The sequence below is a fragment of the Streptomyces sp. NPDC002867 genome, assembly GCF_053591895.1.
The window spans coordinates 229,232-246,110 of record NZ_JBSFUR010000008.1; the positions used below are offsets into that span (position 1 = coordinate 229,232).

General features: G+C 69.3%; 12 protein-coding genes, 2 tRNA genes and 2 pseudogenes. 10 read left to right on the top strand and 6 right to left on the bottom strand.

Features of this window, described 5'->3' with window-relative positions:
• Nucleotides 1–253: 253 nt before the first annotated feature.
• Nucleotides 254–327: transfer RNA gene (locus tag ACWD0A_RS11060), tRNA-Pro, on the bottom strand.
• A 146-nt stretch (nt 328–473) separates the two neighbouring features.
• Between ACWD0A_RS11060 and ACWD0A_RS11065 the strand changes: the two genes are divergently transcribed.
• Together ACWD0A_RS11065 and ACWD0A_RS11070 are read left to right on the top strand one after the other, a co-directional pair.
• Nucleotides 474–1,178, top strand: coding sequence for a transketolase (locus tag ACWD0A_RS11065; protein WP_451296769.1), 705 nt, complete (start codon nt 474–476; stop codon nt 1,176–1,178).
• 64 nt (nt 1,179–1,242) lie between these two features.
• Nucleotides 1,243–2,142, top strand: coding sequence for a transketolase family protein (locus ACWD0A_RS11070; RefSeq protein WP_451296771.1), 900 nt, complete (start codon nt 1,243–1,245; stop codon nt 2,140–2,142).
• A 40-nt stretch (nt 2,143–2,182) separates the two neighbouring features.
• On the opposite strand, the pseudogene ACWD0A_RS11075 reads toward ACWD0A_RS11070, so the two are convergent.
• Nucleotides 2,183–2,482: pseudogene (locus tag ACWD0A_RS11075) on the bottom strand (CGNR zinc finger domain-containing protein); the annotation flags it as partial.
• Between ACWD0A_RS11075 and ACWD0A_RS11080 the strand changes: the two are divergent.
• Nucleotides 2,481–3,025: pseudogene (locus ACWD0A_RS11080) on the top strand (MBL fold metallo-hydrolase); the annotation flags it as partial. The pseudogenes ACWD0A_RS11075 and ACWD0A_RS11080 overlap by 2 nt on opposite strands.
• Before the next feature lie 280 nt (nt 3,026–3,305).
• Here ACWD0A_RS11080 and ACWD0A_RS11085 read toward each other — a convergent pair.
• Nucleotides 3,306–3,659 carry an MmcQ/YjbR family DNA-binding protein gene (locus ACWD0A_RS11085; protein WP_451296773.1) on the bottom strand — a complete coding sequence of 118 codons (354 nt, stop codon included), beginning with the start codon at nt 3,657–3,659 and terminating at the stop codon, nt 3,306–3,308.
• Nucleotides 3,660–3,883: 224 nt separating this feature from the next.
• On the opposite strand from ACWD0A_RS11085, the gene ACWD0A_RS11090 reads away from it, so the two are divergent.
• Both ACWD0A_RS11090 and ACWD0A_RS11095 read left to right on the top strand, forming a co-directional pair.
• Nucleotides 3,884–7,339 (top strand): ThuA domain-containing protein, encoded by a 3,456-nt coding sequence (locus tag ACWD0A_RS11090; RefSeq protein ID WP_451296775.1) that lies wholly within the window; start codon nt 3,884–3,886, stop codon nt 7,337–7,339.
• 14 nt (nt 7,340–7,353) lie between these two features.
• On the top strand, nt 7,354–8,241 hold the full coding sequence (locus ACWD0A_RS11095; protein WP_451296777.1) for a sugar phosphate isomerase/epimerase family protein: 888 nt from the start codon (nt 7,354–7,356) through the stop codon (nt 8,239–8,241).
• Between the two features lie 85 nt (nt 8,242–8,326).
• Here ACWD0A_RS11095 and ACWD0A_RS11100 read toward each other — a convergent pair whose 3' ends face one another.
• Genes ACWD0A_RS11100 through ACWD0A_RS11110 form a run of 3 tightly spaced genes read right to left on the bottom strand, consistent with a single transcriptional unit; the run spans nt 8,327 to nt 11,073 of the window.
• A complete protein-coding gene (locus ACWD0A_RS11100) occupies nt 8,327–9,154 on the bottom strand; it encodes an ABC transporter ATP-binding protein (protein ID WP_451296813.1) in 828 nt (275 codons plus the stop codon).
• Between the two features lie 2 nt (nt 9,155–9,156).
• On the bottom strand, nt 9,157–10,179 hold the full coding sequence (locus ACWD0A_RS11105) for an ABC transporter substrate-binding protein (protein ID WP_451296779.1): 1,023 nt from the start codon (nt 10,177–10,179) through the stop codon (nt 9,157–9,159).
• Nucleotides 10,180–10,203: 24 nt separating this feature from the next.
• Nucleotides 10,204–11,073 carry an ABC transporter permease gene (locus tag ACWD0A_RS11110; RefSeq protein ID WP_373429249.1) on the bottom strand — a complete coding sequence of 290 codons (870 nt, stop codon included), beginning with the start codon at nt 11,071–11,073 and terminating at the stop codon, nt 10,204–10,206.
• Between the two features lie 505 nt (nt 11,074–11,578).
• Here ACWD0A_RS11110 and ACWD0A_RS11115 point away from each other — a divergent pair.
• The 5 genes from ACWD0A_RS11115 (at nt 11,579) to ACWD0A_RS11135 (ending at nt 16,734) form a co-directional block, all read left to right on the top strand.
• Nucleotides 11,579–11,652, top strand: a tRNA-Pro gene (locus tag ACWD0A_RS11115).
• Between the two features lie 582 nt (nt 11,653–12,234).
• The gene (locus ACWD0A_RS11120) at nt 12,235–13,086 is read left to right on the top strand and encodes an LPXTG cell wall anchor domain-containing protein (protein WP_451296783.1); all 852 of its coding nucleotides are present in this window, start codon (nt 12,235–12,237) and stop codon (nt 13,084–13,086) included.
• Between the two features lie 505 nt (nt 13,087–13,591).
• Nucleotides 13,592–14,731 (top strand): glycosyltransferase family 4 protein, encoded by a 1,140-nt coding sequence (locus tag ACWD0A_RS11125; protein ID WP_451296785.1) that lies wholly within the window; start codon nt 13,592–13,594, stop codon nt 14,729–14,731.
• A gap of 130 nt (nt 14,732–14,861) precedes the next feature.
• The gene (locus ACWD0A_RS11130) at nt 14,862–15,845 is read left to right on the top strand and encodes an NAD-dependent epimerase/dehydratase family protein (RefSeq protein ID WP_451296787.1); all 984 of its coding nucleotides are present in this window, start codon (nt 14,862–14,864) and stop codon (nt 15,843–15,845) included.
• A 94-nt stretch (nt 15,846–15,939) separates the two neighbouring features.
• A complete protein-coding gene (locus ACWD0A_RS11135) occupies nt 15,940–16,734 on the top strand; it encodes an O-methyltransferase (protein ID WP_451296789.1) in 795 nt (264 codons plus the stop codon).
• Nucleotides 16,735–16,879: the final 145 nt, after the last annotated feature.

Sequence of the window (16,879 nt, forward strand, 5' to 3'; positions counted from 1 at the left end):
GGCCGCCGCAGCGTGGTGAGGAAGACCTACGACCATCGGCCTTCGGACGAGGGACGAGGGAAGTCGGACCTGGAAGGGGTTCGGCACGGACCGAGGACGCCGTGCGGCGAAAGCGCCGGCTCGGCGGGCGGGCCGACGACGCCGACCCCGGCCGGCACGTGCGGCCGCACTGCGGCCACCACACCCCCCAGGACGCACGAAAGGCCGCCTCTCGATCACGAGAGAACGGCCTCCGACCTGCGTTTCCGCACAGTCGGGACGACAGGATTTGAACCTGCGACCCCTTGACCCCCAGTCAAGTGCGCTACCAAGCTGCGCCACGTCCCGGTGCCCGTGTGACCTGGGGTTTCCCCCGGCCCGACGCGCATGAGAACAATACCGCACTCGACCCGGTGGTCACGAACCGGTATTGCGCCACCCCGCTCGGAGGACGCGCTTGACCTCAAGCAGGCTTCAGGTTGCACGGTGGGGGCATGACGACGACGCAGACCACGCGGGCAGCCGGGTTCGGCGATCTGAACCGGCTCATGGCCCTGATGACCGGCGACGAGAAGCACGGTCCCGCCGCGACCTCCACCCTCGACGCGCTGTGGGTCCTGTACGACCGTGTACTCCGGGTGACCCCCGGGACCGCCGACGCCCCCGGGCGTGACCGCTTCCTGCTCTCGAAGGGGCACGGCCCCATGGCGTACTACGCCGTTCTCGCGGCCAAGGGCTTCTTCCCCGAGGAGTGGCTGCCGGACTTCGGCTCGTACGACTCCCCGCTCGGGCACCACCCCGACCGCATGCTCGTTCCGGGCGCCGAGATCGGCAGCGGCTCGCTGGGACACGGGCTCCCGATCGCCGTCGGGACCGCGCTCGGCCTGCGGGCCCAGGGCCTGACCGACGCGCGGGTGTGGGTGCTGATCGGCGACGCCGAACTCGACGAGGGCAGCAACCACGAGGCCATCGCCTACGCGGGGCCGGCCGGCCTGGAGCAGCTGCACACGTTGGTGATCGACAACTCCTCGGCGACGTACGGCTGGCCGGGCGGCATCGCCTCCCGCTTCGAGGCGGCCGGGTGGTCGGCCGCGACGGTCGACGGCCGCGACCACGAGGCGCTGTACACGGCGTTCACCGCACCGCACTCCGGACGGCCGAGGGCGGTCGTCGCCCGGGTCGAGCCCAAGAGCGCCTGATCCCGCGACGCGCCTGCGGCGACCGGCGGTCCTTCCACCACTGCCACGAGGGGAACCACGAACGATGGACACCATGCGCGACCGCTTCATCGCCACCACGACGCGACTGCTGGACGAGGACCCGCGGCTCGCGCTGGTCCTCGCGGAGATCAGCCGGGACGGTTTCGACGCCGCCCAGCGGCGTCACCCGGACCGCGTGATCAACGTCGGCATCCGCGAGCAGCTCCTCATCGGCGCCGGTGGCGGCATCGCGCTCACGGGGATGCGGCCGATCATGCACACGTTCGCGAGTTTCCTGGTGGAGCGGCCCTTCGAGCAGGTGAAGCTGGACCTCGGACACCAGGGGACGGGCGGTGTGCTGGTCAGCGCCGGCGCCTCGTACGACTGGCCGGCGGGCGGCTTCACGCACATGTCTCCGGGCGATGTCGCCCTCCTGGACACACTGGACGGCTGGACGGTGCACGTCCCCGGTCACCCCGACGAGGCGGAGTTGCTGCTGCGCGAGGCCGTGCGGGGGGACGACCGGGTGTACGTCCGCCTGTCGAACCAGTCCAACGCGGCGCCCCGTCCCGTGACGGGGACCGGTTTCCTGACCGTGCGGGAAGGCCGGGCCGGTGTCGTGATCGCCGTGGGCCCGATGCTCGACAACGTCCTGGCGGCCGCGGAGGGCCTCGACGTGACCGTGCTCTACGCCACGACCGTGCGCCCCTTCGACGCGGCGGCGCTCCGGGCGGCGGCCGGGACCCGGCGGGCCGCCGACGTCGTGATCGTCGAGCCGTATCTCGCGGGCACGTCCACGACCCCGGCCGCCGAGGCCCTGTCGGAGGTGCCCCACCGCGTGCTCGGCCTCGGCGTCGCGCGGCGCGAGCTGCGCCGGTACGGCACGATCGACGAACACCTGACGGCCCACGGCCTGGACGCGGCGGCGCTGCGGGAACGGATCACGTCCTTCCTCGCGCGGTGACCCCACGGCCCCCGCGGCCCGTCGCCCACGGGCAGCTTCGTCAATCGTTCCCGGGCCGGGTGCGGCGGGCGTAGGCGCGGGCGGCGCGGGCACGGTCGCCGCACCGAGTCGAGCACCAGTGACGGCGGCCGTGGCGGAGCAGATAGCGGTTGCAGGGAGTCGAACCGCAGGGGGTGAGGCGCTCTGCGTCGGGGCTGGTGAGGAGGTCGGCGGCGTCGGAGGCGAGGGTCGCCAAGGCGTGGTCGACGATCTCTGTGGTGGGGTGGGGGGTCGCTCGGTAGGGGCCGTTCTTGTCGTCCCACCGCAGTAGGGGAGCCGTGGGGACACGGGTCATCGCGTCAGGCCGAGCCCTGCTCGACGACGTGCCTCTCACCCTCACCACCCCCGGCGGCGGACAGCGCCTCGGAGGGAAGGCCAAGGGGCTGGCCGACTGGGAGTCCATCGAGCTGGAGCGCCCCGGCGGCGGCACGGTCACCGTGACCGGCGCCCCTGCCGTCCACGGGCCCGGCCCGCGCGAGGCGGTCGAGCCCTTCACCGGCCAGGTCGTCGGCTTCGTCCTCACCGGAGAGGGCCTGCCCACCGTCTACGTCAGCGGCGACAACGCCTCCGTCGACGTGGTCAAGGAGGTCGCCGAACGCTTCGGCCCGGTGGACACCGCCCTCCTGTTCGCCGGACCCCCCGTTTCCCGGTGGTCTTCGACGGTGAGCTGCTCGTCCTGGACAGCGCGCAGGCCGCCGAGGCCGCCCGGATACTCGGCGCCCGCCGGGTCGTTCCCGTCCACTACGACAGCTGGACCCACTTCACCGAGGGCCGCGACGAGCTGGCAGCCGCCTTCACCGCTGCCGGCCTGGCCGACCGCCTGGACTGGGGTCACCGGGGCTGAGCCGGGCAGGAACGCCTCCGGCCCGACGGCGGCTCGCCCTCCCGGAGCGAGGCCTTCTGCCCGGCAGCACACCGATCGGGGGCCGGGCATGCAGCCTGGCCCCCGGCGGACGAGGAGCCCGGCCGACAGTCGTCCCCGCCCTCACCGAAAGGGGACGTCGTCGGCATGACCCAATGCCCGGCCCCGCCCCCGGCCCGCACCCCAGCCCCTCACCCCCTCCGCGAGGCCAGGCCCTGCGCTCCCGGGCGCCCCGCGCTCCCGTCCGTCATCCCCCGGGCGGTCACGCCAAGTCCGGGTGAGCTTCCAGGAGTTTGCGAGGGGCCGCCTGGCGCCAGGAGTCCAGGAGGATCGCCCGCAGCTCCTCCTCGTCCTCCAGCGCCCCCAGCCGCACCCGCAGCCACGCGTAGTTGTCGTCGTGGCCCGCGCGCAGGAAGAACTTCTGCGGCTCCGCCGCGATCAGCTCCTCGCGGTCCTCCTTGGGGCACTTGACGCCCATCACCCGGTCGTCGTCGTCCAGTGAGGCGAAGATCCGGCCGCCCGCCTCCAGCCGGAAGGTGGGCATGCCCCAGGACAGCTTCTCCATGGCGCCCGGCAGCGCCAGCGCGATTCTGCGTACGTCGTCGGCAGTGGCCATACAGCGACCGTACGACGCGCCACTGACACACCCCCAGGACCGCCACGCGAGCACCGCGCACCCGCCCCTGCCGCGGTCCGGCCGCTCCCCTCGAAGCGCCAACTGCCCCGGCACAGTGGGCGCTTCCGACCCATTGACCCCCGTGAGGACGGAACCTACGCTGTGCCGCGTATGCCAGAAAGCGCTTTCTATCCTTGCCGGACTCCACCTGCACCGGGAGCGCCATGAGAAGTCATCGACCAGGGGTACGCCGCAGAGCGCCCTTCCCCCTCATCACGGCCCTGCTGGCGCTGCTCGTCGGACTCGGGGTGACCCTGTCACCTCCCGCCGAGGCGGCGCCCTATCGCGTACTGGTCTTCTCCAAGGTCACGAATTTCCACCACGACTCGATCCCCGCCGGCATCGAGGCCGTCAAGAAGCTCGGCAGCGAGAACGGCTTCGAGGTCGAGGCCACCGACGACGCCGCCGCCTTCACCGACGCCAACCTCGCCCGCTTCCAGGCGATCGTCTTCAACAACACCAACTCGACCCCGCAGAGCGGCGATCTGCTCGACGCGGCGCAGCGCGCGGCACTGCAGAAGTACATCCGGGGCGGCGGCGGCTGGGTGGGCCTGCACGCCGCATCGGCCAGCGAACGCGACTGGGCCTGGTACGAGGGTCTCGTCGGCGCGATCTTCGACAAGCACCCGGCCGTCCAGACCGGCCGCGTCAAGGTGCTCGACCGCACGCATCCCTCCACCGAGGGCCTTCCCGAGCTCTGGGAGCGCACCGAGGAGTGGTACAACTGGCGCACCAACCCGACCGGCAAGGTGCACACGCTCGCGCAGATCAAGGTGCGCGACGGCATCACCGGTCTCGACGAGGGCGTCGACCACCCCTGGTCCTGGTGCCAGAACTACGACGGCGGACGCTCCTGGTTCACCGCCGGCGGGCACGCGAAGTCGGCCTTCCAGGAGGAGGGTTTCCTGGGGCACCTGCTGGGCGGCATCCAGTGGGCCGCGGGGAACAGGCCCGGCGACTGCACGGCGACGAAGACGGGGTCGTTCCAGCGCACCCCGCTCGTCACGAGCGACCTCGCGGACCCGTTCGAACTGGCCGTCGCGCCCGACCGCCGGGTCTTCTTCATCCAGCGGACCGGCAAGGTCAAGGTGATCGACCAGCAGACGCTGAAGGTCACGACCGCACTGGACTTCGCGTACACGCCCGAGATGACGAGTCAGTCCGACGGCCTGCTCGGCCTCGCGCTCGACCCGGACTTCGCCCGGAACAACTGGCTGTACCTGCTGAACTCCGACAAGACGGAGAAGCAGCTCAACCTCTCCCGTTTCACGGTCACCGGCAACACCATCGACCCGGCGTCCGAGAAGCGGCTGCTGACGATCCCGACCCTGCGCGGCGAGGGACGGGCCAACTCGCACATGGCCGGTTCCCTGGCGTTCGACAAGGACGGTGACCTGTACGTCGCGACGGGCGACAACACCGACCCGTTCGCCTCCGACGGCTTCACCCCCATCGACGAGCGTGAGGGCCGCCGGGCCTGGGACGCGCAGGGCACCTCCGGCAACACCAACGACCTGCGCGGCAAGATCCTGCGGATCACGCCGAAGGACGACGGCACGTACGCCGTGCCCGAGGGCAACCTCTTTGCGCCCGGCACCGCGAAGGCCCGCTCCGAGATCTACGCGATGGGCATGCGCAACCCGTTCCGGATCACCACGGATCCCGTCAGCGGTGCGCTGATGGTGGCCGACTACGGTCCCGACGCACGGGCGGCCAGGGCCGACCGGGGACCCGAGGGCACCGTCGAGTACACCCGCGTCACCCAGGCGGGCAACTACGGCTGGCCGTACTGCATCGGAAACAACACCCCTTTCAACGACTACGACTTCGCCACCAGGACCTCCGGCCCGAAGTTCGACTGCGCCCGGCTCGTCAACGACTCGCCCAACAACACGGGGCTGACCGAGCTGCCTCCGGCCAAGCCCGCGACCGTCTGGTACGCGTACTCCGCATCGGCCGAGTTCCCCGAGGTCGGCACCGGTGGCGGCGGTCCGATGAGCGGGCCCGTCTACGACTACGACCCGGCGAACACGTACCAGGGCAAGTTCCCGGCGTACTTCGAGGGGAAGTGGTTCACCTACGAGCTCACCCGCCGGTGGTTCAAGTCCTTCTCGTTCCAGCAGAACGGCCAGACGTTCACCGACCCGCGGTTCGCGCCGGCCAGGGCCGGTGATCTGCACTCCATCAACCCGGTGTTCGCGGACATGGGATGGAACCAGCCGTTCGAGGCGGACTTCGGCCCGGACGGTGCGATGTACGTGATCGACTTCGGCCTCGGCAGCGGCACCGGACGGGGCGGCAGCAACGAGGGCTCGGGGATCTACCGCATCGACTACGTCGGTGACGAGCGACTGCCCGCCGCCAAGGTCACGGCGACTCCCGACAGCGGCAGCGCGCCGCTGACGGTCACGTTCTCCAGCGAGGGCTCGGGCCTGCCGGACGGCAAACCCGTCACGTACGCCTGGGACTTCGACGGGAACGGGACGACGGACTCGATTGAGGCGAACCCGACGCACGTCTACCGGGAGAAGGGGCGGTTCACCGCGCGGCTCACGGTCACCGGACCGGGCGGTCTGACCGGCCTCGCCGTCCATGACATCACCGTCGGCAACACCCGGCCGGTGGTGACGATCCAACAGCCGCCGAACGGTGGCATGTTCGCCTTCGGCGACACCGTCCCCTTCGTCGTGAGGGTCAAGGACAAGGAGGACGGCAGGATCGACTGCTCGCGCGTCGTCGTCCAGTCCCAGCTCGGGCACGACTCCCACCTGCACCCGCTGGACAACTACACCGGCTGCGCGGGTGAGATCGCGACCGACGCCGGGGACAGCCACGGCCCCGGGCAGAACCTCTACTACGGCATCACGGCGCGGTACGAGGACAAGGGCGCACCGTCGGCTCCCGCGCTCACCGGTTCCGCCTCGCTGACCCTGCGGACCGCGTTCCGCGAGGCCGAGCACATGACCGCGACGGGCGGCGCGCAGCAGGGCGCGGTGGTGGGCACACGCGCGGACGCGTCCGGCGGCAGGCGGCTGACGGAGATCGAGCACGGCGACTGGATCCGCTTCGAGCCGGTCCACCTCAAGGGCATCGACTCGGTGACGGTCGGCGCGGCGTCGGGCGGCATCGGGGGAACGGTCGAGTTCCGTGCCGGGTCGCCCACCGGTCCGCTGCTCGGCGCGGTCGACGTACCGCCCACCGGAGGCTGGGGCAATGTCGTCTCGCCGACGACGGCCCTGGCGGACCCGGGCTCCACGGTCGCGCTGTACGCCGTCTTCACCAACCCCGCCTGGTCGGCTGCCGGACCCGACCTGTTCGCGGTGGACTGGCTGCACTTCAACGGCGCCGGTGTGGAGAAGCGCCAGGGTGCCAAGGTCACGGTGACGGCCGAGACCGGCTCCGGACGGACCCTGGCCCTGGCGGGCGAGGCAACGTTGCCGGAGGGCCGGACGGCCGCCTCGTACCACTGGGACTTCGGCGACAACACCAGGCCCGCGGGCGAGGAAGGCGCCACCGCGACCCACACGTACGCCCGCGCGGGCACCTACACGGCGCACCTGACGGTCACGGACGACAAGGGCGACACCACGACCGGCCACGTACGCATCACGGTCGGATGAGGAGGGAGCACCACATGAACGACAGCAGACGCGCGTTCCTCGGCAGAGCGCTCGGCGTGGCGGCGGCCGCGGTCGCGGCATCCGGTCCGCTCGCCCACGCGGCGGAGCCTCCGGAGCCGGCGGCGGAGACGGCCCGCCGCTGCCGTCGCATCCCGCCGTCCGGCATCGGCATGCACCTGTACACGATGCGGACGCCGCTGGCCGCCGATTTCCGGGGGACCCTGGCCCGGCTCGCGGAGATCGGCTACATGACCGTGGGAGTGAGCGGCCGGCACGGCAACAGCGCCGCCGCCATCCGTTCGATGCTGGACGAGACCGGGCTCAGGGCGGTGCTGGAGCACGTCGGCTACGACACCGTCCGGGGGAGCGGCCTGCCCCGGGCGCTGGAGGACATCCACACGCTGGGCGCCCGCTGGATCGTGGTGCCGAGCCTGCCCGGGGCCATGCACACGCCGGCCGGTTTCCGGGAGGCGGCCCGCGAGTTCAACAAGGCGGGCCTTGCTGCCCGCGAGGCGGGCCTCGGCCCACTGCTCTTCCACAACCACGGCCTGGACCACCAGACGGTCGAGGGCGAGGTCCTGTACGACATCCTGCTGAACGAGACCGACCCGGAGCTGGTCGGCTTCGAGCTGGACGTCTACTGGGCGGCGAAGGGCGGCGGCGGCGATCCGCAGGACCTGTTCGTCCGGCACCCGCGGCGTTTCCCGGCGCTGCACGTGAAGGACATGGCGCCGAACGGCGGCTTCGCGGACGTCGGTTCCGGGGTCCTGGACTTCGCCGCGATGTTCGACACCGCCCGCAGCGGCGGGGTGAAACAGTGGCTGGTCGAGCACGACTCGCCGGCCGACCCGTTCGCCACCGCGCGCAACAGCTACACGTACCTGGCGAATCTGCGCTACTGACCCGGTGAACGAAGGAGCCCTGTACCACTCCCCCTGGTGAGTGGTACAGGGCTCCGGCCGTGGTGCGGGCCCGGTGCCCGGCTCGTCAGTCCTGGGCCGAGGCGGCGCCGAGCAGACCGCGGATACGGGTGGTGGCCTCCCGGAACGCGGGCCGCCCCATGGTCTCGGTGTAGTCGCGTTCGGCGGGCAGGCCGACCTCGATGATCTCGGTGACGGTGCCCGGCCGCGGGCTCATCACCACGACACGGTCGGCGAGGTAGCAGGCCTCCGATATGGAGTGGGTGACCAGCAGCACGGTGGTGCCGGTCTCCCGCCAGATGCGGTTGAGCTCCGTGTTCATCTGCTCGCGCGTCAGGGCGTCGAGCGCGCCGAACGGTTCGTCCATCAGCAGCACCGGCGGCTCGTGGAGCAGCGCCCGGCACAGGGCGACGCGCTGCTGCATGCCACCGGACAGCTCGTGCGGCAGGGCGTCCTCGAAGCCGCTCAGGCCGGTCATGGCGATCAGCTCGTCGGCTCGCCTGCGCCCCGCCTGCGCGGGCATCCTGCGCATCTCGGCCTGGAGCAGGATGTTGCGGCGGGCCGAGCGCCATTCCAGGAGCGCGGCGCGCTGGAAGACGTAGCCGATGTCGTGGCGCGGGCCGCGCACACGCTCGCCGCCGAGCAGCACCTCGCCCGACGAGGGCGCGAGGAGGCCGGCGACGAGCTTCAGGAGCGTGGACTTGCCGCATCCCGAGGGCCCGACGATGGCGACGAACTGGCCCATCGGGACCTCGAGATCGATGTCCTTCAGCGCGGTGACGTCCCGGTTCCTGGTACGGAAGCGGACGGCCACGTCCTTGAGGGAGACGGCCGCGCCGCCCTGTCCGTCCTGGTCCGTCACGGCCCGTTCCCGGAGGGTGGTGTCCCTGGCCATGGTCATCCCTTCATCGCACTGGCGCTGTCCCAGTACTCCGCGACGGGCTGGGGACTGCTCACCAGTCCGGCCTCGGCGAAGACGTCGATCGTCTGCTGCCAGTCGGCCTCGGTGTTGACGCCGGGGGCCTGGCCACTGGTCGCGTCGGTGTGGAGGAGGGTGAGCGTCGTCGCGAACTGCTCGGACAGGACCGTCTTCGGCGGCAGTTGCTCGCTCGCGCCCGCCATCGAGTCGACGGCCGGCCCGGGTGCCTTCTCGGCGGCGGTGAACGACTCGCTGACGGCCTTGGCCATGCGCTGCGCGAGGTCCCCCCGGGTTTGGAGGGTCTTGTTGCCGGCGATCAGGCCGTTGGAGTAGAAGTTCAGCCCGTTCTCGGAGAATCGCAGGTACGCGACGGGCTTCTTCGCCTTGTCCTGCATGGTGGGGCCCTGGTCGCTCGCGTAACCGAGCAGTCCGTCGGTCTTGCCGGAGATGACGGCGGCGATCTTCCCCGCGGGGTCGGTGTTCTGCACCTTGACGTCCGACTCCTGGAGGTTGTTCTTCTTCAGGAAGATCGGGAACGTCTTGGAGAGCGCGTCGCCCGCCGTCCCCGCGATGGTCCTGCCCTTGAGGTCGGCCGGGGACTTGATGCCCTGTGAGGCGAAGAACTGCACCGAGGAGGGTGTGGTCTGCAGGAACACGCCGAGACTCTTGACCTTCACTCCGGCGTCGACCCCGGAGAGCACGGCGGGCGTGTCGGCCCAGCCGAAGTCGGTCTGCCCGGCGCCCGTCGCCTGCACGGTCTTCTGGGACCCCTGGCCGGCCCTGATGTCGAGGTCGATGCCGTGCTTCTCGAAGATCTTCTGCTGCTTGCCGTAGTAGAACGGCGCGTGTTCGCCGTACGGGTACCAGTTGAGGGTCAGCGTCACTTTGTCCAGTTCCTTGCCCGACGAGCTGGTCGAGGTGCCGGAGCCGTCCTCGCCGCAGGCCGTGGCGACCAGGAGCAGCGGTACGAGGCCGGTCAGAAGTCGTCTGCGCGCAGTCATGGCTGGTCCTTCTCGTCAGCTGGGTCAGAACGTGGTGGTGGCGCCGGTCTCGCGACGGCTGGCGTGCCACGGGAGGAGGAGCTTCTCGGCGATCTCGACGAGGACGAAGAGGACGACGCCGATGAGGGACATGACGAGCAGCCCGGCGAAGAGCATCGGGGTGTCGAGGTTTCCGTTGGCCTGGAGGATCACGTAGCCGAGGCCCTCGTTGGCGCCGACGAACTCGCCGACGACGGCACCGGTCACGGCGAGCGTGACGGCGACCTTGAGTCCGGAGAAGAGGTGGGGCAGCGAGGCGGGCAGACGGATCTTCACGAAGGTCTGCCAGGGGCTCGCGCCCATGGTGGAGGAGAGCTGCAGCATCTCGGGGTCGACCGCCTTGAGTCCGGTGACCATGGAGATGACGACGGGGAAGAAGGCGATCAGTACGGCGATGAGGATCTTCGGTGCGATGCCGAAGCCGAGCCAGACGACGAACAGCGGCGCGATGGCGATCTTCGGCACGACCTGCGCGAACAGCAGGATGGGGTAGAGGGTCTTCTCGACGGTGGCCGAGTAGACCATGACGACGGCGGCGAGCACACCGACGGCGACGGCGATGACGAAGCCGAGCAGGGTCTCGTACGTGGTCACCCAGCTGTGCTGCCAGATGTAGTCGGCCTTCGAGGTGAGCACGTCCAGCGTGGCGCCCGGCGAGGGTACGAGATAGGGCTCGACCAGTTCGGCTGCGGCGACGGCCCACCAGGCGGCGAAGCAGGCCAGGAGCAGCGCCAGCGGCCGCCAGCTCTGCTCGATCAGCCGGCCGGCCCGTTCGCCGGCCGTCGGCGCGTTCCGCCGGTCCACGCCGGCAACCTCGGTGGGCGGTGCCTTGATGGCGGTCTGACTCACGGTCAACTCCTCCGAGCTCCGGCCTATTGCTCGAGAAAAAGCTTGCAGAAAGCGCTTTCTGGTAAGGTGTCGCCACGCTAATGAGCACACGTCCGCATGGTCAATAGGTCGTCCCCAAAGTTGTTCGGGGCCACTTTGCGAGGGGCGCGGGCCACCTCGCCCTCGCGCCGGTTCATCGACCGGGTCGGTCCGGTGTCATGCGCCGCTGGTGGCGGGCCGGATGCTCCGCCTTGTGCTCCACGTGGTCGGGGTGGCGATGCGCTCCTCGTCGCTGGACGCCGCGAAGTCCTCCGCGCTCAGGTCCGCGCCGACCTCGCACTCGGCCTACGGAACGCCGAGCGGGTGCGGTGCGCCAGGGGGCACCCGGACGCCGTCGCGACCTGTGCTGTGGCGGAGGCGCGGCACGTCGCATGGGCTCGGGCGGCGCACTGCGGGTTCGTGACCACCGGGTCGAGTGCGGTATTGTTCTCATGCGCGTTCGGCCGGGGGAAACCCCAGGTCACACGGGCACCGGGACGTGGCGCAGCTTGGTAGCGCACTTGACTGGGGGTCAAGGGGTCGCAGGTTCAAATCCTGTCGTCCCGACTTGAAGGAGTCGCAGATCAGGGGCCGTTTCAGAGCAATCTGAAACGGCCCTTTGATCATGTTCGAGCCTCGTTGGGGACCAGCCTCCTTGGCCGCGTCAGATGACGGGGGCGATCTGACCGGCAGCGAGGGTGGGGCCCGCAGCCGCCGAGGCAGACGGAGAGTGCGGCGGCCAGGTCCGGCAGGGCGCGACCAAAGCAGGTCCGTGCCGTGATCGCCAGTCACGAGGGCCACACGAGCGCACCTCTTACACCGTCCTGACGAGCCCTGTGGTGTGGCTGTTTGGGCTGAGCCGCCCACGTCTATGGATCCGATGCTTGGACGGCAGACGTCAATTGTGTGCCATCCAATGCGAGCGCAGAACGGGTCGGTGTCCGGAACACAGAGCCACGGCGGGAAACGGACACGGCAGACAGCTCTGTCCTGCAACGCGGTCTGACCCTCCACATCGGCAAACAAGAAAATTCATCCCTGATCAAGCGTCGTCCGAAGGAGCCCGAAACGATGCCCAGACGCTCCGGATGGCGAGTCGCACTGGCCGCCTCCACCGTAAGCCTCATTGCCGCAGCTCCCCTCGTCGCCGTGGAGCCGGCACTGGCTCAGCCATATCCGCCAGGCCCAAGTCTTCAGCTCGACGACACCACACTGTCTCCCGGCGATGAGGTCGACTTCGTCGCGACCGGCTTCCAACCCCACGAAGAGGTCGAATCAAGCCTTGTCCCCGTTGACGGAGACGGAGGCGCCGCCGGCGCCGCCGGATCGGTGAACACCGCCGCACTGAGAGGATCAGCCGCATTCCCGGCGCCCCTTCTTGCCGTACGCGCCCCGTCCGACGACGGCGACGACGACCACGGTGACGACGGCGACGACGGCCGGACGATCGTGCCACTCGGTACCCACTTCGCGGACGCGAATGGCCGCGTGGTCGATTCGGTCACCATTCCCGAGGACACCAAGCCCGGCAAGTACGACTTCACACTCGAAGGTCTGGAGTCAGGTCTCGTGCTGACCGCACGGGTGACCATCGAAGACGACCGTGACGACCACGGCGACGACGACCACGGTGACGACCACGGCCGTCCCGGCCACGGCGACGACGACGACCACGGCCGACCCGGCCACGGCGACGACGACCACGGCCGACCCGGCCACAGGGGCGGCGAGGACGACGACCACGGCCGATCCGGCCACGGCGACGACGACCACGGCCGGTCCGGCCACGGCGACCACGACGATTCCTATGGCGAGAAGGGCAACCACGACGACTCCGGCAGCGGCGGCAAGTCGTCCGATCACGACGGCTCCTCCCTTGCTGAAACCGGCTCGTCGGACGCGACGACGGCTATGCTCGCCGCGGCAGGCGGCCTCGTGCTGCTCGGCGGAGGATCCCTGGTCCTCGTGAAGCGTCGGCGTACGGCGGGTCAGCAGCAGTAAGTCGAATTCCTGCACGCAGCATCCGTCGGCAGAATCTCGGACAGCACTCAGCTGTCCGAGATTCTGTCTGCTTGAGACGACGAGCCGTACCGAGCAGCCGACGCGTGGGCAGCTCGCTGCCGACGACCCGCTTCCGCAGCTCCGTTGAGTGGGACGAGCCGACGAGTGTGCCGGCGCGGAATTTCCTGGCACACGAGTGTCAAACGCCAAACCACTTGAGCCGTTCGAGGAAGTGCACCTGGCTGTCGTTGGCCCCAGCCCTTTGCCGCGAAGTCGCCGGGAACCGGGTGAGTTGCCATTGCGGTGGGGAAAGTCGACGTCGCCATTTCGTACGGCCCTGCTGAGGCCATTGCAAAACCGGCCGTGTGTCGCTCCTGGTCAGCACGCGATATGGGATCATGCGTGGCGTGGCGCCATGCTGGATTGACATTCGATTCCATCGCCACGCCGGGCGTCGCCCTACCGGTGGCGACTGAGTTGAGCCCGCAGCGGAAGTGACGCATGAATGGAGCAGATTGCCATGCATATTCTGCGGCTGAGCTACCGAGTTCCCCCAATGCCGGGTGGGATGGAACGCCATGTGGAATGCCTGACGCGAGAGCAATTGGTCTGCGGGCACCGTGTGACCCTGGCCTTTCGTCACGGAACGGCGGTGCCGGACGGGGCTGCGCGCCTATCTCTCAGCAGGACCGCTGTGTCACGCTTGCTGGCGCCGAGATCGGACAGGGCCGCCTTCGCGGCGGAGGCGTCGGCGACGATCCGGCAGCTGGTCGGCGGCTCGCGTGCTCCTGGCGTGGACCTGCTGCATCTGCACGGTGATCAGATCGAGGCCCTGTGGCTGGGGCCCCTGTGCCGCCGCCTCGGCATCCCGCTGTGCATGACCGTCCATGCCAGACTGTCCGGCCGGCGACCGCGGCTGGCCAGGCACGCGTTCCGGTTCGTGGACGCGTTCATTGCTCTCGGTTCGGGGACCACGAGTGATCTGGTGGCATGCGGCGTGCCGGAGCAACGCATCCTCACCATGTCCAGCGGTCTCGAGCTGTCCCGCATGCCCCCGGCCGTCGGCCCCGAAGGCCGTGAGCGCGGACTGATCGTCAGTGTCGGCGCGCTGGACCCCATGAAGAACCATGGCCTGCTCATCGAAGCGTTTCACGAACTGGCCCGTAGCCGGCCCGGGCTGCGCCTCGTCATTGCGGGCGAGGGTCCGGAGCGGAAACGGCTTACCGAACTGGCCGCTGCCGGACCGGGAGTAGAACTCGTTGGCGCGCTGTGTCGGGACGACGTGTACGCACTGGTGCGCCGCGCGGAGCTGTTCGTCCTGGCATCGCGACGTCTGCCAGGGAAGGGCGAGGGTGTACCCACCGCCGCGCTGGAGGCGTTGGCGCTGGGCACTCCCGTCGTCGTGTCGTCGGACGCTTCGCTCGACCCGGTGGTCACGATCCCGGGCGCATACCGAGTCTTTCGCGCCGGGGTGAAGTCGGATCTGGTCGGCACATTGCGCACCCTGCTCGACGACGACCCTGGGCGACACGTCATGAGTGAGCGTGGGAGACGCGCGGCAGCGGAGCTGGGCTGGCCTGTGGTTGCCGGAAGGGTCGAGGAGTGGTTTCGCGTGGCGCTGGAACGTCGTCATTCGCGCGCGTAGTCGGGCCATTTGGCCGCTCCGTGGCGTGTCCAGCGATGCAGTAACGCGGCATATCGGAATACTGAGACTATTCAGTCACTCAGGGTTATTTCGATGGGTGCGGCGGGCAACTGCAGAGAGGGAAAGCGCGATGAGTGGAGCACCGGCAATCGAAGAGGCAGTGGTCACCGGAGCCGCTGGATTCATCGGCTCGCACGTGGTCGAGGCTCTGCTGAAGCGTGGCGCGAGGGTCGTAGGCGTCGACCGTCGATCGCCCCGAGAAGATCCCGAGGCGGCACGTAACCTCTCCAAGGCATTGGAGCATCCTGCGTTCGAGCTGGTCGAATGCGACCTCGTCAGCGACGAGATCAAGCCTTGGGCGAACGGTGCGGACACGGTCTTCCATCTCGCCGGCGTGCCGGGGGTCCGGCCGTCATGGGGAGGCGCTTTCTCCCAGTACCTGGAGTGCAACGTCCTGGCCACGCAGCGGCTCATGGAGACGTGTGTCTCCTTGGGAGTCCGCCGTGTCGTTCTCGCTTCCTCGTCCAGCGTCTACGGCGACGGCACAGGTCCGTTCAGGGAGGACGGTCTCACGGCTCCGCTCTCGCCGTACGGGGTGACCAAGCTCGCCGCCGAGCGTCTCGCTCTCGCCTACGCCCTCGCGCCGGAGAGCCCCACCAGCGTGGTCGCGTTGCGCTACTTCACCGTGTACGGCCCGCGGCAGCGACCGGACATGGCCATCGGCCGCATGCTGCGCGCCGTGCTGACCGGTCGGCCACTGCGGTTGTACGGGGACGGCCGCCAGCGCAGGGACTTCACCTACATCGGGGACATCGTGGCGGGGACCCTCGCTGCGGCGACGGCGACGGCGACCGCAGAAGCGGTCAACGTCGGCGGTGGCAACAGTGTCTCCATGCTCGACGTCCTGCGTTGCGTCGCCGAGGTCACCGGGCAGGAGGTCCCGATCGTCAGCGATGCGGAGCAGCCGGGCGACGTCCAGGTCACTGCCGCTGACATCACCAAGGCGCGTGCGCTGCTCGGATATGACCCCTCCGTATCGTTGATCGAGGGAATCGAGCGTCAGTGGGACTGGCTGTCCACTCACGAGCCGACAGCCGCAAGTGCCCTGTCCTGACGCGTGTTTCCTGGAATGGATACGAGCGAATGGCCCCCGCGGTCTGCCTGTGTTGACCGCATGAGTGTCTGTCCGATTCAGCTGCCGTGGAAATGTGGGTGACTTCGTGGGTCGCTTGTCGATCGTCCGCCAATGGGTCAAGCACTCAGGGGTGATTCCTGTCGCCTCGCTGGTCAGCGGATATCTCGCCGTGCATGCCGTTCCGACCGGAGTACGGCGGTATATGGCGCCGACGATGGCCGACTTCGTGGGGCGTAGTGAATCCCTCGCCACTACGGCGGCCTCCTTCGTCCAGACTCTGGGATGGAGCACGCCTCAGGTCTCAGAGGTGCTGGACGAATATCAGGAGGTCGAGTCACGTCTGAACGACCGGTACGAAGAATGCGCGCTGGAGTTCCCCGTGACCCACGGCGTGGAAGCCGGGACCGGTGCCTTCCTCTACGCCGTTGCTCGGTTGCTCAAGCCGAAAACCGTGGTCGAGACCGGAGTTGCGGACGGTCGCTCCTCATTCATCATCATCTCCGCTCTCGAGCGGAACGGCTGCGGAGCTCTGCACAGCTTCGACATCAAACCCCAAGTGGGCAAGCTGGTGGGGCATCACCCGCAATGGCACCTGCAGATCTCCGAGCCAGAGGAGGCACTGTCCTCCTTCGTCGGAGCACTGCGGCGGCTCGGGGCGATCGACCTGTTCTTTCATGACAGCGACCATCGCTACCTCAGCCAGCTCATCGAGTACGAACAGGCGTGGCGCTTCATGACGCCCGGCAGCGTGTTCGCCAGTGACGATGTCGACGACAGCCGTGCGTTCCTGGACTTCTGTCACAGGAACGGAACGACTCCTTCACTGCTCCTCGATCGTAGGAAGGTCATCGGCGCGGTTCGCCGATGACCTGGATCGTCCGGTTCGTCGGCGGCTGGTTTCACCCCAGGAGCGCTGTCGGGTGGGGTGAGGCGGCTGTGAACAGCTCGGTGCCCCCAGAAGGGCGGCACGCCCCGCGAGGCGTACTTCGTGAAATGCGACAAGGACACCACCA

Bases quoted from the DNA above. Each gene is read 5' to 3' on its own strand.
- ACWD0A_RS11065 (WP_451296769.1), top strand. From the start codon at position 474: ATGACGACGACGCAGACCACGCGGGCAGCCGGGTTCGGCGATCTGAAC.
- ACWD0A_RS11070 (WP_451296771.1), top strand. From the start codon at position 1,243: ATGGACACCATGCGCGACCGCTTCATCGCCACCACGACGCGACTGCTG.
- ACWD0A_RS11085 (WP_451296773.1), bottom strand. From the start codon at position 3,659: ATGGCCACTGCCGACGACGTACGCAGAATCGCGCTGGCGCTGCCGGGC.
- ACWD0A_RS11090 (WP_451296775.1), top strand. From the start codon at position 3,884: ATGAGAAGTCATCGACCAGGGGTACGCCGCAGAGCGCCCTTCCCCCTC.
- ACWD0A_RS11095 (WP_451296777.1), top strand. From the start codon at position 7,354: ATGAACGACAGCAGACGCGCGTTCCTCGGCAGAGCGCTCGGCGTGGCG.
- ACWD0A_RS11100 (WP_451296813.1), bottom strand. From the start codon at position 9,154: ATGGCCAGGGACACCACCCTCCGGGAACGGGCCGTGACGGACCAGGAC.
- ACWD0A_RS11105 (WP_451296779.1), bottom strand. From the start codon at position 10,179: ATGACTGCGCGCAGACGACTTCTGACCGGCCTCGTACCGCTGCTCCTG.
- ACWD0A_RS11125 (WP_451296785.1), top strand. From the start codon at position 13,592: ATGGAGCAGATTGCCATGCATATTCTGCGGCTGAGCTACCGAGTTCCC.
- ACWD0A_RS11130 (WP_451296787.1), top strand. From the start codon at position 14,862: ATGAGTGGAGCACCGGCAATCGAAGAGGCAGTGGTCACCGGAGCCGCT.